Source organism: Hahella sp. HNIBRBA332 (assembly GCF_030719035.1).
Lineage (GTDB): Bacteria > Pseudomonadota > Gammaproteobacteria > Pseudomonadales > Oleiphilaceae > Hahella.
Genome location: NZ_CP132203.1, coordinates 162,003 through 176,748, shown reverse-complemented (window position 1 = coordinate 176,748; position 14,746 = coordinate 162,003). Strand labels below are relative to the sequence as shown.

Annotated in this window: 13 protein-coding genes; 2 read left to right on the top strand and 11 right to left on the bottom strand. The window is 55.8% G+C overall.

The genetic code is table 11. The features are described from left to right. Positions 1-5: 5 nt before the first annotated feature. The 5 genes from O5O45_RS00945 to O5O45_RS00925 form a co-directional block, all read right to left on the bottom strand. Positions 6-1,724, bottom strand: coding sequence for an ABC transporter substrate-binding protein (locus O5O45_RS00945; protein ID WP_305903439.1), 1,719 nt, complete (start codon positions 1,722-1,724; stop codon positions 6-8). Positions 1,725-1,741: 17 nt separating this feature from the next. Further along, complete coding sequence (locus tag O5O45_RS00940) at positions 1,742-2,626, bottom strand: ABC transporter ATP-binding protein (RefSeq protein ID WP_305903438.1); 885 nt, start codon at positions 2,624-2,626, stop codon at positions 1,742-1,744. Positions 2,627-2,732: 106 nt separating this feature from the next. Continuing rightward, positions 2,733-3,554: an ABC transporter permease gene (locus O5O45_RS00935; protein ID WP_305903437.1), complete on the bottom strand. Its 822-nt coding sequence runs from the start codon at positions 3,552-3,554 to the stop codon at positions 2,733-2,735. Between the two features lie 50 nt (positions 3,555-3,604). Then, positions 3,605-4,177: a hypothetical protein gene (locus O5O45_RS00930; RefSeq protein ID WP_305903436.1), complete on the bottom strand. Its 573-nt coding sequence runs from the start codon at positions 4,175-4,177 to the stop codon at positions 3,605-3,607. 138 nt (positions 4,178-4,315) lie between these two features. Then, complete coding sequence (locus O5O45_RS00925) at positions 4,316-4,843, bottom strand: dihydrofolate reductase family protein (protein ID WP_305903435.1); 528 nt, start codon at positions 4,841-4,843, stop codon at positions 4,316-4,318. A gap of 211 nt (positions 4,844-5,054) precedes the next feature. Between O5O45_RS00925 and O5O45_RS00920 the strand changes: the two genes are divergently transcribed. Continuing rightward, on the top strand, positions 5,055-5,855 hold the full coding sequence (locus O5O45_RS00920) for a substrate-binding periplasmic protein (RefSeq protein WP_305903434.1): 801 nt from the start codon (positions 5,055-5,057) through the stop codon (positions 5,853-5,855). 12 nt (positions 5,856-5,867) lie between these two features. Here the strand turns inward: O5O45_RS00920 and O5O45_RS00915 are convergent, their stop codons facing one another. From O5O45_RS00915 to O5O45_RS00890, 6 genes are all read right to left on the bottom strand, one after another. Beyond that, positions 5,868-6,533, bottom strand: coding sequence for an SIMPL domain-containing protein (locus O5O45_RS00915; RefSeq protein ID WP_305903433.1), 666 nt, complete (start codon positions 6,531-6,533; stop codon positions 5,868-5,870). A 15-nt stretch (positions 6,534-6,548) separates the two neighbouring features. After that, positions 6,549-8,870: a glycoside hydrolase gene (locus O5O45_RS00910; RefSeq protein WP_305903432.1), complete on the bottom strand. Its 2,322-nt coding sequence runs from the start codon at positions 8,868-8,870 to the stop codon at positions 6,549-6,551. Between the two features lie 305 nt (positions 8,871-9,175). Continuing rightward, a complete protein-coding gene (locus O5O45_RS00905) occupies positions 9,176-10,615 on the bottom strand; it encodes a DUF1302 family protein (RefSeq protein WP_305903431.1) in 1,440 nt (479 codons plus the stop codon). An 18-nt stretch (positions 10,616-10,633) separates the two neighbouring features. Continuing rightward, on the bottom strand, positions 10,634-11,446 hold the full coding sequence (locus O5O45_RS00900) for an outer membrane lipoprotein-sorting protein (RefSeq protein ID WP_305903430.1): 813 nt from the start codon (positions 11,444-11,446) through the stop codon (positions 10,634-10,636). After that, the gene (locus tag O5O45_RS00895; RefSeq protein WP_305903429.1) at positions 11,443-14,076 is read right to left on the bottom strand and encodes an MMPL family transporter; all 2,634 of its coding nucleotides are present in this window, start codon (positions 14,074-14,076) and stop codon (positions 11,443-11,445) included. Before O5O45_RS00895 ends, O5O45_RS00900 begins: the two co-directional genes overlap by 4 nt. A 9-nt stretch (positions 14,077-14,085) precedes the next feature. Continuing rightward, the gene (locus tag O5O45_RS00890) at positions 14,086-14,289 is read right to left on the bottom strand and encodes a YgaP family membrane protein (RefSeq protein WP_216735141.1); all 204 of its coding nucleotides are present in this window, start codon (positions 14,287-14,289) and stop codon (positions 14,086-14,088) included. Between the two features lie 132 nt (positions 14,290-14,421). Here O5O45_RS00890 and O5O45_RS00885 point away from each other — a divergent pair, with 132 nt between their 5' ends. Continuing rightward, the gene (locus O5O45_RS00885) at positions 14,422-14,730 is read left to right on the top strand and encodes an ArsR/SmtB family transcription factor (RefSeq protein WP_305903428.1); all 309 of its coding nucleotides are present in this window, start codon (positions 14,422-14,424) and stop codon (positions 14,728-14,730) included. The last annotated feature ends 16 nt before the right edge of the window (positions 14,731-14,746 follow it).

Below are 14,746 nucleotides of genomic sequence, written 5' to 3'. Positions count from 1 at the left end.
TCCCCTTAGAGCGGCATGAACACGTCGGATTCAGCTTCAACCTGGATGATGCGGAATTCCACCCGCATGTTCGAACGCCATTCCTGCTGGTTTTTCGGCGCACAGGGCTCCGCGCCGCAAATACCGGTTTTCGGGTTGGCGATGCCGTTGCCCACCACCGCGAACTGGGATGGGTCCAGACTGATGTTCTTGCCCGCCGCATATTGAATGATGTTGTCGCGCACTTCCTGCGCACGGGCCAGACTCAGGTTGCGGGCGGACTGTTTGATGCGTCCCAGCACAACCGCCTGCTCGCCTTTCTTCTTGGCGCGCAGGTATTCCATTGGGTCGGAGTTGCCTTCCACGGTGATAATGGCGCCGCCGTATGTGCTGGCCAGCTCGACCACTTTATCAAAAGAGTCCTGATACAGGTCGATAGAGAAAGATTTCTGATTAGGCTGGAAGAAAACTTCGAAAGAGAACAGCTCTCCCTCGGCCAGACTCTGCTGTTGCTGACGCTGATTCACCAGTTGCGCCACTTTCTCTTCGTCGAAACGCGGTTTGGCCGCTTCCGCTTTGACATTGACCGCTGCGCCCAGGAAACCGTAGTCGAACGCCGCTTTCGTCAGCGCCGCCGGCTTACTCAGTATGCCCGCCTGCTGTAAACCGGTTTGTACTTCGCTGCTCAGGGCGTCAAATCGACGGGGATAGTTGCTATCGGTAAAGAACTGCTTGTTGCCCTGCAGGCCGACGAAGGTCGCATCCGCGAACAAACCTTCCACATCCGCGGTGGCTTCTTCGCTGTCCAACAGCAGTTTGCCCGCCGCCGCCAGGATGTCCCGGTAAGGTTTGACGTCTTTGGTTTTGTTCTGGAACAGCTTGCCCAGCGCCTCTTCGCCTTCAAGCAGACCGGCGACAAAGGCTTCCACTTCACTGCGGTGGGCGTCGAAGTAGTCCTTTCTTACTGCGTAGACATCGGCGATAACCTTATCAGCAGTACGGGTGGATAGCAGAATGCGCGCGCCTTTTACCGAGTCTTCAGAGCCGGAGCCGACATTGCCGCCGGACGTCAGCGCCAAGGCGTCAGGAATGATGACAAACGCCGCGTCCACGTCCTGCTCATAAAACGCCGCCATGGGCGCATTATTAGTACCAGTCAGGTCAGGCAACCAGCGAACGTTGACGTCTTTGAAGCTCAACCCCGCATCTTTGAGAATGCGAGCGGCGTAATCCACGTGAGGTCCATACGCTTGAATCGCAATGGTTTTACCCTTCAAGTCCTTGGCGTTGCGGATATTGGACTTCACCACCAACGCGTCGCCACCAGAAGACCAGGTCAGTTGATAAATCACCACCGGCTGCGTGCGCGGGTCTTTATTCAACAGCTCCGCCGCCGCGCTGATCATGCCTACCGTGCCGCGCAAAAACGGCGTTTCTCCGGCCACATAGCTTTTGACCTGATTGACGAAGGCGTCTTCCCGGTACAGTTTCAGCTGCAGGCCTTTCTTGTCAAAGATGGAGCCTTTCGCCGTTTGCGTCTGATTGCCATTGGCCAGCAGCGTGGCGATATCGCCGCCCCAGGTGATGACCGGCGCACTGAGGCTGCGGGTGTTGACTTCGCCCACATTCAGCTTGACCACGTCGCTGATCGGCTTGTAGTCAACGTAGGTGGGCTTAGCGTGGGAAAGCACGCTGAAGGCGGCGGCCAACAGCGCCAGTACCGAAATGAAAGAACGTTTTACCATAATGGATTCCTTATAACTTACCGTCGATATTCCGCATCCAGCAAGGTTTGGAATGAGTCCGGATGTTTGAGGTTGAAATCTTTGACGTGTTGCAGAAATTCAGGATCAAATCCTTCCTGCTTCACTTGTTCTATTAATTCTTTAAAGGCGTCCGTGTGCATGACTTCACGGCTGGTGGCCACCTTCGGTAGCGGGTGGTCCGCGACAATTTTGCCTCCCCGACCGGCGAAATGACGATCGCCCCGGTCATCGGAATAGTATTGGGACAGCACCAACAGCCGCGTGCCCAGCAGGCAGGCCTCATGCATATCGTGAGTCACAAAGAACACCGTCAGCTGCTCCTTTTCCCACAACTCCAGCAGATGCACCTGCAAGTCAGCGCGAGTATCCGGATCCAGGGCCCCGAAGGGTTCGTCCATCAGCAGAATGGGCGGTTTCATGATCAGCGCCTGGGCGATAGCCACCCGCTGTTGCATGCCGCCGGACAATTCGTGGGGATACTTGCGCGCCGCATCCGCCAGACGCACCTGGGCCAGCATCGCCATGGCCTCTTCTTCGTGGGCCTTGTTGCGATACCAGGGGTTCCACCATTGTCCTTGCGTCAACGTCTTGCCCAGCATGACGTTTTCCAGCACAGTGCGATTGGGAAACAGGGAATAACGTTGATACACAATACCGCGACTAAGGTCCGGCAACAGCGCCGGAGCCCCCGCTATCTCCACTTTGCCGGAAGTCGGCTGTTCCTGCCCGAGGATGAGTCGTAACAGCGTGGACTTGCCACAGCCGCTGGGCCCGACCACGGTACAGAACTCGCCTTTGCGCACCGACAAGTCAATATTGTCGAGCACTTGTTTCTCACCGTACTGCTTGTATACGTCTTCTATGTGAAGCAATGGCTGCATCGTTTCCAATCCTAAGATTCAAGCGTCGCCGGCCTGCGCCGGTCCGTTCCGCTATGTCCGCATTCAATCAGGGTAGTCCGCAAACGCGGGTCCCGCTCGATTCCCGCTATTGTTCGTACCACTTGTAGCGCCACTTCAAAATCAAGCGCAGCGCCCAATCCATCATAAAGCCCAGCAAAGTGATCCACATGACGTAGGGAATGATCACATCCATGCTCAAATAACGCCGCACCAGGAAGATGCGGTATCCCAGTCCTTCCGTCGCCGCGATGGCTTCAGAGGCGATGAGAAACAGCCACGCGGAGCCAATGCTCAGACGTAACGCCGTAATCAGACGCGGCATCATCTGCGGCAGCAATATTTTGTAAACCACCGCCAGATCGGAAGCGCCGAGCGTTTTGGCTTTCACCACCTGTTCGCGAGGAAAGCTGCGCACGGACAGCGCCATGTCCCGGGTCATGATGGGAAAGACCCCGATAAAAATAAGCGCGACCTTACCCAGCTCGCCAATGCCCAGGGAAATGAACAATATCGGCAGCAACGCCAGCGGAGGAATCATCGCAATGAAGGTAAGAATGGGATTGCCCAGGGAATAGAGGCCGTTGAACGCCCCCATGTTGAGACCAATGATCAGCGCTACCAGGGTGGAAAGCGCCAGTCCTATCGCCAGGCGTTGCAAGCTGGCCAGCGTGTCCGCCCAGAACACATAGTCGCCGCTGCGCCGGTCCGGCTCAAAGGCGAGTCGGTGAAGGGCGTCCCCCATCTGCTGCAGGCTGGGCAGCAGTTTGTCGCTGGGGTTATCGGCCAGACGGATATCGGAAGCAATAAGATAGGTCGCGATCAATATCACAAATGGCGCCAGCGCCAGAACCACGTTCAACAGTTGCGGCGGCTGGGCGAACAGGCCCAGCATGGCGGGTCTTTTCATCTAAATCCCTTATTAATAATTATTGAATGGTTGCTGTCGGCGTCCGCCGCTTAAAGGTTCCGCTGCGACTCCCGGCTGTCGGGATAACGCTTCTTCTCGATGGCGTAGTACGCCTTCAGCAGGTCTGCCTCCAGGCCAATCGCCTCGCGGGCGTCCTTCAAGGTGTAACTTGAATACTCTTCGAAATCCACCGTGTCCAGTGGCGTACAGTCAGATACATAGCCCAGTCGCACAGCATCTTTAAAAACCTGCAGGTCTTCGTCGTTCATCTGATACACCTTGGGATAGAGATACTTGGCGAAGAAGCTGTACAAGCGTTCTTCCGTCGTCGTCACCCGGTTGGTGCTGCCCATAGTGAAGCCAAGCACGAAGGCCTCGTCTTTCGGTAACACGCCCCGACCCAGCAGGACGTGGATATAATCATGCGCTTTCAGGCCGGTGGCGCCGTTGAACAAGTTAACGCCGGGGATATCGAATTTGGGGTTCTCCACCAACTGAATAATCAGCGGGATGTCTTCCTGTTTCAGAGCAATGCTCTGGATGCTGGCGAATGCTTCCGCTACAGTCATTTGGTCATCGTCCAGCTTGATGTGCCATTTTGCCACGCGTTCGGGTAATGCCATGGTTGTCTCCATGAGTTTGAGCGAGCTAGCGAATGTTCATACGTCAGTTACACAGTATAGGCCGGGCGTCTGGAGATGAGACGACGCACGGGCATAAAGCGCCGTTTCTCGTGACTTTCCGTCATTTAATTATAAATTTCAATCGCATATACGCTTATAACGCATCTGCACCAGCCCGCTGGGGAAGGTCTCCGCCAACTGAAAGTCCAGGCGCGCGCAGGCGTCTACGGGGGGAAACAGCGGAATGCCCCGGCCCAGTAAAACAGGTACATAGGAAATAATATACTCGTCCACCAGATCTTCTTCCTGGAAGGAGGCCAACAGCTCGCCGCCGCCCACCAGCCAGATTCGCTTGTAGTCCAAAGCGCGGAAATGCGCCAACAAGGTAGACGGGTCGCCAGTGCAACGCTCCACTCCGGGGGCGTGCTTCAATTCCTCCTGCCGCGAGAAAACCCATACTGGCTTCCCTTCGTATGGCCAGGCGCCCAACTCCAGAACTTTAAGATAAGTCTTGCTCCCCATGACTAACGCATCAACGCTGTTGTAAAACGTCTCGTAGCCATAGTCTTCATTTTCATCCGCCACTGACGCCAGCCAGTCCACCTTTCCTTGAGGATCGGCGATATAGCCGTCAAGACTGGCGGCCACGTAATACACTATTTCCATACACGAAAGACCTTAACAGTTTTCAATGGTTATTGATTGTCGCCAAATAAAACCCCGCTGATTACACGCTCTCTGGGAATACGGCTAGAATTAAATGCAAGACAACGTCACATGCTTAAGTCCGGAAATAATAAGCTCCCATGAGCGCTCTGTTTTTCTGGGCAAGTAATGCCTGTTTTTTAGCGCATGACGAAGGGGCGATGATAGAACAATGAACTTTTTTAATCATCCGTGGCGCCGCGCCGTATTGTTGGCCGTCATCGCGCAATGGTTGCTTTTGCTCCCGACCGTACATGCGCAGGACGCCGAGACCAACGCACCGGAAAGCAGGTTAATCAGGTTCAATATGAGCGATGGCGGGGGGTTTCCGCCATTCACCTACTACGACGAACACAATCAGCCGCAAGGCATTATGTATGAGGTGCTGGCCACCGTGGCGAGCCGGCGCAATTACCAACTCAAGTTAATGGCCCTGCCTCGCAAGCGAGTTGACAGTATGGTCGCCGCCGGCGATGTAGAAGTCGTTCCCCTGGCCCGGGAGTGGACGAAAGCGCCAGCGAAATTCCTATGGTCGAAACCGGTGATTCCCCATCGCGACGTGATTTTTTCCCTGCGTGACCGCAACTTGCAGTTTAAGAAAGTAGAGGAATTGATAGGCATGACCCTGGTGGTGCGTTTCGGCTACCACTATCCCCTACTGGACCCCTACTTCGAAGAAGGTTTGATTGAACGTCAGGAAGATTACAGCGAGAGCATCATGCTGACGCATCTCCTGAAAACGCCGGACCGGGTCGACGGGGCCGTTATCAATGAAATGGTTGGTCTTTGGCTGATCAAGGAGAAACGCCTGGGTAATAAATTCGTCCTCTCAGAGCAGGACGTCAGCACCGTGTGGTATCGTTTCGCCGTGACGCCACAGCGCAAGCAATTACTGGCCGATATTGACGCCGTACTGCAGGATCTGAAAGAGTCCGGCGAACTACAGGAAATCATCGCTCGCTATCAACCTTAAGGACGCTGCAGACTAAACAGCGAATTCCGAGACTCGATACTCCGCTTTGATGAGGACCTCCAGGTAATCCGAGTGATTGATCGCCAGTTCAAAGCCTTCGTTGTCATCGCCTCCTCCCGGCCCTCTGGCTTTCATCAGGCTGCGGCTGCGCGTCAGCCCCGCCATCGCCTGGCGGTTAGGCTCGTCCCATTTCGGGTAGAGGCTGTGTACGGCGATCAGGCGGACGCCCAGGGCGTCCGCCAGTTCCAACGCCTGCTGCTTGTTTTCCCTGGCGGCGGACTTCATGATCTCCAGCTTCCTGGTCTCCAGATAGGAATATTCCCACTGGATGTCTTCCAGTGAGATATTCTTCGTGGTCGCCGCCAAAGACAAAGTTTGCGGCACATCAGCGATAGCCAATGATTGCAGCTTGAGCGTGAACGTCACCGATGAAGCCCCGGCGAACATGCCGGATTTAGAGGTCACGCGGATATTTTCAAGGGATAACTTACTTTCATCCACTCCCAGCCGCTTCAAGCCATCGATAAGGCCTTTGACATCTTTCAGCTTCTTCAGCGCTTCGGTGGTGAACACCGAAGATTCCCCCGACACCTTGAGCGCCAGCGTCGCCGCGTCAGGAGACACTTTCACCTTCTCCACGGTTTCCATGGTGATTCTATCGGGATATTTTTCGCTCATGCTCTAGCTCTCCAGTTATTGCAGCATCTCTCGCAACGGAATCAGACTGCGGACGCCATCAGGCGCCACAATCGCCACCGTCTGGGCCGGTAAGGCGGATTGCCCCGTTTTACGCTCCTGAGAAGAAAAATTCGCGGTAATCGTCGTACCGTCCGCAAAGCGAGTGGACTGCAACAGACGATCCTGCGACAGGAACTCAAACCCTGTCATGCGTGTGCTGTAAAGCTTTTCATGCCAGGGACGGAACACTTTATCGTAGGCGGCGATCACAGGCAGGTCGCGCTTCAGATTCGCCGCGTTCAGATGGTACATCGGCGGAATCATGTACAACAACTGCAGCAGCCCCACGTCCACGCGGGTTTCTTTAAACTTCAGCGAGGAGTATTCCCAGTGCAGGGTCGCCACCACGCTATCGTGCAACGCCAGTTGATACAGCGGCAAACGATAGGCGGGGTTGTAGTAAATATTGCGCAGCGCCGGCTTGATCGGCTTGGTTGCAAAGAACAGCGAGGGCGCCTCAGGCGGCCAGTAATTTCCGCGGTAATAGGTGGACTGGCGGTTTTTGCCGGTATCCGGATCTGTCCAGCTGAACGGCGTGATGGTCATACCATGAGCGAACTCAATGGCGTTCGCAAACAAGGCGGAGCCGCCTTCGCTACCCGTGACCAGCGCCAGCTTTTCCCGCGGGAAATTCAAACGTTGCATACGCGCCGCCACATCCTGAGCTTCGTTGGTTTTACGCCCCTCCGTGTAGTCTTCGTAGATCATGCCGGTGGCGTCCACATCCAGGAACAGGCTGTTGAGCTTGGCCTCACGCGTCACCGCGGTCATGCGCTGCTCCGCATACTCTTCAATCGCCAAGGGGTTGGCGTAGGCGCCCACACTGGAGAACCCGGAGACAATACTGCCGTCTTCCCGTCGATATGGCGCCTTTTCCCAATTCTCACGGCCAACCTGGGCGGTCAACCAGGTACGCGGTTCGTCCGGCGCATGAATGCTGCCGTAGCTGTCGTAAGCGCCTACCAGATAGCCCGCCGCCTTCGCCTCATTCACGGATTGCGGATGCCACAAGGCATCCAGCCAATCGTTGGCGCCTAACCAGGCGCTGGTCAGCCCGGCCTTGCGCAGCGCAGCGATGGTGTCGGTGGAGAAACCGCCGCCCCAGGATTCCAGCTGAGTCATCATGGCGCCGAACGCCTGTTGCATCGCCGTGCGCATGGCGTCGCCCCGCAGCACTTCCATCGCCGGGTCATGTCCGCCTGGCAAAGGATGCTGCGCCGGCGCATCGATTGCTTTGATCAACGCCTCATTCACCGCCCTGACAATGGCGTCGCGAGAGTAGTTCGAAACAAACCCCACATCGCCCTTCGCTTCCTTGAAGGCCTGGGTAAACATCTTGCGCGCCTCTTTATCACATTGCGCCCAGAGTTTTTGCGCGAGATGTCCTTGCGTCTGATACTTGGCGGCGAATTCGCGCACGAAAGGACGCCAGCTCTTAATGTCCTCCGGCTTGATCAGGCCGCTGCTCCACAGATAAATATGCGGTGCGCCAGCCAGCTTGGCTACATTGGGGTTTTGCGCGAGTTTATCGTCCAGCGTCAGCAATCCTTGACGCTCCAGCAACTCGCGATAAGCCAAGGCGCCGGCGACAGGGGTGGCCACTCCTGTTCGCACCCGCACCACATAGGGCCGATCCGGCATCAACGGCGAGAATTCGTGGCTCACGCCCAGACGCAAAGCGCCCTCGTCCCGATCGAAAGTCATGGCGGTATTGAAGGGATTCTCCAACGTCCAGGTCAGCGAATAACCCGCTTGCCCGTTGCCGCCGGCGCGCACTTCCGTCCAAAACGGCATGGACAGCAGCTCGGTCAACGCCGACTCATCGTACTTTTCCTGCAACCAGTCCGCCCATGCCGCATCATCGGCCGGGATATAAAAGCCTTCGCCCAATGGCAGGCCATAAGCGGACACCTGACGCGCCACCGACATCGGCCAGTCAATCTGCGTCTTCGGCTTGTCGGCGCTGATGGCGAACGTCAGAGCGCCATGATCAACAGCGACTTTGACGTCAAATGCGTTGTCTGCCAGGGCGATACGCCAATGGCGCTGGTCTCCCTCCACAAACACCACATTTTTGACATCATCAGCAGCAAACGCCGCCGCAGAGGCGGGAGATTGAGTTTGATTCACCTGCACAGTCACCGCCAACGTGGCGGGATCGATCAGATACAGGTCGTCGCCAACGGTGACTTGCACCAGCTGCACATTCACGGACGCCGCCCAGGTTGGTTGCAACGCCATGGATAACAGCGCCGCCAATACGGAAATTCGTTTCATAATGACGTATAACTTGAATAGAAGTTGGATTGAGGTACCGCTTTAAACCACGTTGGTTCCCGTCAGGGAACAACAGGGAGCATTCTGGCGCGGACTTATGGGTAAGTTATGGACCTATAGGTAAGTCATTGATAATAGAAACCGCCATGCCCCGGGAACTTAAACGTGTAAGTCCAATGCACTATAAAATAAAAGTTTCCCGGTTTCTTCATGCCGAGGTCACATCCTTTCCGCCGATTGGCCTGGAAGCCTTGGCCGCGTAGGTCTGACGAAGTTATGAAATTTTCTTCATGGGAGTAAAGCGACTAAAACCCGTATCTCAGCGCCACATACAGATTGCTGTTGTCCTTGAGCTGACCAAAGAAGGTTTCCACTTTTTCCCCATAGAAAACATTGGCGCCGCTCTCAACACGCCAGTGATCGTCCACCTTATAGTTCGCTTTTAAACGCAAGTAGCCATCGTCCTCGCTGGGGCTCCAGAAATTGAACAATGACAGTGTCAGATTCTGGTTCATTAAAAGCTGGGTCAGACGCAGCGTCACCACCTCCCGGCGCTTATCCTTCAAGTACGCACCAGGCGGCTGTGAGGCCCTGAAAGCGTCATAATCCTGTATGGACTCTACATAGAATTGCATCGCGCCAGTCAATTCCGGCAGCAGCTCGCGCTCATAGCCCAATAAAGCGCGCCACTCGCTGTTGCGCACCCAGGGATCGTCGCCGCGATCATCCTCCAGACTGTCATAGTAGCCCAGCTCCGCATTGGCTACCCCGCCTGCGACAGGGCCGCGCACGCTCGCGCCCCACACTTGCAGCTCAGGAAACGTATACAGGCCGCTGTCAGGATTAACGCCCGCCGGGCTCTTCCAAAAGCCGCGATAATAATAGGCGGCCAGTTCGTAGGGACCAAACAGGCGATACGCCCGTAGCGCCAGCTCATCATCCTGCAAGGCGTTTTGACGCCCTTCCACCTGCACGGGCTGATTGCGCCCCACTATCTCTCCGCTGCTCGCGCTATAGTAGGAAATCCGCTCGCCATCAATGTAGCGATCCGCGTCGAATTGCGGCGTGTACACCCAGTCCAGATTTACTACATCACTGAAGAGGGATATCTTGGCGGCGTCCGAAGGCGCTTTCAGATACTCCTCGTCACGGCCAATCATCAGCGCGTTCCAGTCCTTGGGAAAGAGGTCGTTGATGAACAATAGATCGCCAGTTCCCCAGGTAAGAATCTGACGTCCCAGCTTGATATCCATCGCATCCGCCGGGCGCATCAAAAAGTTGGCTTCGCGCAAGTCCAACCAGCCTTCGGCGCGCTCAAGATCGATACGATGATGATCCAGTACCGGGTCGTACAGGAAATCCGCCACGCCCTTAAACGTGACCGACTCCAGAAACGCCTCCGCCTGCCATTGGGCGCGCGCTTCGCCTATGGACGCCCGTTTTTGCGTCGGATCATCCTGCAACCGGGCGCCGAGTCGGGTTTCCGCAAAGCCGGACATTTGCCATGGAACCGCAGTCAGCTCTGCCTCTGTCCCTTGGTCCCTACCATTCGACTCGGGCTCCGCCAAATCCAGACCAACAGGCAAATCAGGTTCACCACCAGTTGGAGTAGAAGGAGAAGGCTCACCCAACCCTGCCGGCAGTTGCGGTTCATCTCTTCCCAGACCAGCCGGCAATGCTGGTTCTTCCGCCCAGGCGCGAGCGCTCAAAAGCAGGATAAAAACAATTAGCAGCGGTGTTTTCATCAGTGCTCCCGCCCTCACTCAACGCAGATATTGACGCGGCGCGCTGCGCAAGTAACGTTCGCTGAAAATATCTTCTGGAATATCCACGTCGTAATCCACTTTGCTGTAGCGCATCTGAGTGTAGCCGCCAATGCGCGAGTCGCTCATTTTGGATTCCGTCACCGTCTGATACCCATCCACCATTTCCACCCGCATCGCCTGATAGGTGCGATAAGCCCGGTCTGATGCATCGTAAAATTCGGTTTTCACTGGAATAAAGGTGGTCTTGTGAATCCAGTTTTTGTAGTAGGCGAACTCCACATTGCCGGAATTCTTCGGGGTGCTTTTCAGCACGTAGTAGTTATCCGTCTCTTCGAGCAACACATGATCGTCTTCATCCGGGGTGCGCCCGGACACATCTTCATAGAAGAAATGGGAGCCCATGAAGCTGGTGCGTTCGTCACTGGCGGAAATGCGCTTCACCAGATCCAGCGCTGGCAGATAGAGCCAGCGGTCGTCATCTCCCTTCACATGTTTCCAGACCAGGAAAGCGCTTTTGCTCACGTCCGCCGGGCTGTGAAAGTACACATAAAACTTCTGGTCGCCGTCGCCGGCGTCGTCAATGTCTTTCCGCAGAATAGTGAACTCCCGCGAACGTTCCCGGTTCTGGGCGTCGAAGATGCGCATATCCACCCTCGCCTTACCGTCCACGCCCTGATAGTAGGCCGCATGACTGGCCTTGCGTACAATGTCATCCACCTTCGCCTGATCCACGGCGCCCGTCTGAGTCGCCGAAATCCCCGCCATGGCGAATACCCAGGTCGCCGCCCACCGTTTGAATGAAAGACTCATGCCTCAGCCTCCCCTGTTGGTTGCAGATTTTTAAACAGAAAGCGATCAAACGCCGTCAGCAGCGCGGGCAGGATCAACAAGGTCGCCACGCCGGCGAACAGCAAAATGGAAGAAATAAACACCCCGACAGTCTGGTAGGGAATCAGTGGCGCCGCCAGCAACGGCAGGAATCCCACGCCGATGACAATCACGTTGCGGGTAATTGCCCGCGCCGGCTCGCCAAACACCGCATCCACCGTCCCACGCCAGGAGCCGGTCTGCCGATACAGAAAGCGGCTGCGAGCCAGAAAGTGGATAGCGTAGTCCACCGCCAATCCAAGGCTCAGCGCAGACAACACCGCCACCGGCATATCGTAGTCTTTGCCAATCCAGCCGATCACGCCGTAAATCGCGCCAATCGTGACTGTCAGCGGCAGCATGCTGAGCAGCCCCCACCACAAGGAACGGAATAAAAACGCCATCATCGCCAGCACTATCAGAAAGCTGCCGAGAAACGCCTCCAGCATCCCGCTCACCATTTTTTCCTGCCACACCACGTTGATATAGGTCAGCCCAAACCATTCATGCTTGAGCGCCGTCGGAGCCGGATGCTGCGCAAAAAAGCGGTCAACTGCGGCGACCACCGCCGCCATGTCTTTGTTGTCCCCGCTTTTCAGCTGGATCCACAGGTTGGTGTTGCGATAGTCCGGCGTTACGAAGCGCCACAAGTCCTGAGGACGATGACTGCTCTGATAGGTGATCAGCGTCTGCCCCACCGCCGGTGCGCTGGCGGGAATGCGAAAAGCTTCGGCTTCCCCCTGCATCAGTTCTCTGTGCACCGTTTTGACGATGTCCGGCAGCGCATTGCTCTTACCCACCAGACCGGTTTCCTGCAGGTACTTTTGCAGGGTTTCGATATAAGCCAGGGTCTCAGGCTGTTTGAAGGTTTCAGCGCTTTGTCTCACTGCATCCAGCCCCTGCCCCAACGCATCCCAGGCGTCCCATAATACATCCGTGTCCGCCTGCTCCCGGGCGTTCGCTACAGCGTTCTGCGCCTCACGCAACCATTCGTCTCGGGTTTGCGCAGTCGCTCCGGCGATCAGGGCGCGAGCAGGCTCCTGAATGGCCTTATCCGTCTCGTCCAATAAAATGGCGACCCGGCTGCGGGCGTCCTCCAAAGTGGCTGGCGCCGCCGGCTGCAGAGCCAGATAGGCCATATAAGTTCCCGCAAAACGCTCATTCAGCGCCTGATCCGCAACCCGAATCGGATGACTTTCCGCAAACCATTTCACCGGGTTGTCATTAATCTGGATTTTGCTAATGCCGTAACCCGCGCCAACCGCTACCACCAGGGTCGCCACCAGCACCAGTTTGGCGCGGCGATAAGTGAAGCCTCCCAGCGCATGAAGAAACCGCGCCAGCGCTGTATGCTCTTCGCCTTCTTTGTCTGTGTTCATACCAAATCCCTGCAACGAGTTTTCCGGCATCAACATGATGTAGGCTGGGACCAGCGTCACCGTCAACAACCAGGCCAGTCCCACGCCAATGGAAACGAACACGCCAAACACCTGCACGGGTGGGATCGGCGTGAACGCCAATGAAGCGAAGCCCGCACAGGTGGTGATCGAGGTGTACAGCATCGGCGCCGACAGCTCTTCCATCACCTCACGAATCGTTTTGTTGCGGTCGCGAATGTGGGGATAACGGTCAAAGAAGTCCGACAGGATATGCACCGCGTCCAGCACCGCGATAGGCATGACAAAAATGGGGATCATCGAACTCATGATATGCACGGTGTTGCCCGTCACCACTAACAGCCCCATGGTCAGGATCACGGAAATCATAGCCACCGCCAGCGGCGCCAGCACCAAACGCAGATGGCGGAAAAACCACCACATCAACAGGAAAATCAGCAGCATCGCCAGGGGCGCGGAAATCGCCATCTGCTTGAACATTTCCACGCCAAACTGATCCTGCGCCACCGGCAGCCCGGTAATGTGGTACTCATCATCCGACTCGAACTCCGCGACCTTGGCGCGCAGCTTCTCTGCGATCTGGTAACTGATGTCCTTTGAGGTGATGGGAACGTACAGCGCCAGCGCTTTCTGGTCCGATGACACCAGTGTGTCGCGCAGCATGGGGATACGCATGGCTTTTTCTGCGACCTGCAAAGCGGCGGCGTCATTAGCCGGGGGCGACGGCATCAACCATTCGAAACGCACCGTTCCCAGTCCGGCCTGTTCAATATTGTCCACCGTGGACGGAGCAATCAGGTCCACGCCCACCACACCTTGCTCGCGGCCGTTCTCCTCCCAGCGTAGCCCCTGCGCGAAAGTGGCCAGGTCATAAACGTTCTTCAGCGAGCGCGCATTGAACACACCCTGAGGATGATCACGGTTGATCATCCCCACCACGACAACATCGTACAGGCTGAATTCCTGTTTCAGATGGTTGTGAGTCACCCTGACAGGCTCATCCTCCCGCAGCATGTTTTCCGGATCAGTATCAATGTGTAGCGGGTTCAGGAAGGAAAACGTCGCGGGACTCAATGTCGGAGCCGCCGCCATAAGAATCAGCAGCAGACAAAGAGTCCCGCTCAAGCGGAACCAAAACTTGGGGTGTCGGGAGGCATGTTCTGATAAAGTCAGCATAGCAGGGCCTCAGTGAAAGGCGCTTCCGGGATGGAACCCCAGTTTTTTCAACACCATGGCTAATGGACAAAAGCCGGTGAACGCCGCCTGAAACATATTCAGGCCGACAAAGGCGGAAAGCAGGAACCAATAGGGACTCACCCAGTAACCCAGAATCAAACCGAGAGAAACCATGAAACCTGCGAATGCGAAGACCAGTCGATCAATGTTCATAGCGACCTACTCCTGTTCGGATAGCTGAAAGCTTAGCTGCGGATCATTTATTTAGAAAAATCTAAATGATTTTTTTCTAATTTAGATTATTCTAAAATATTAGTCAATTCATTAGATGTGTGGCTTCAAATTATGCTGGATACCGAATTTGACCCCGAAGGTTTTGAAAAGGCTTTGTCGTTAATCAAGTCCATGGACAATCGCAATCGATTATTCATCCTCTGCTTGCTGTGCGACGGCGAGCGTACGGTAACGGAAATGGCGGAAGCGGCGGAACTGAGCCTGTCCGCCATGTCGCAGCATTTAAGCGTGCTGCGCCAGGCGGACTTGGTGGAGACGGAGAAGTATCAGCAGAGCGTGACTTATCGCCTTAAGGGCAATGAAGTCAAACAGATGATTGCGCTGCTGAAAAAACTGTACTGCGACAGCGCCGCCAAATAGCGGCGCCTGCAGCAGA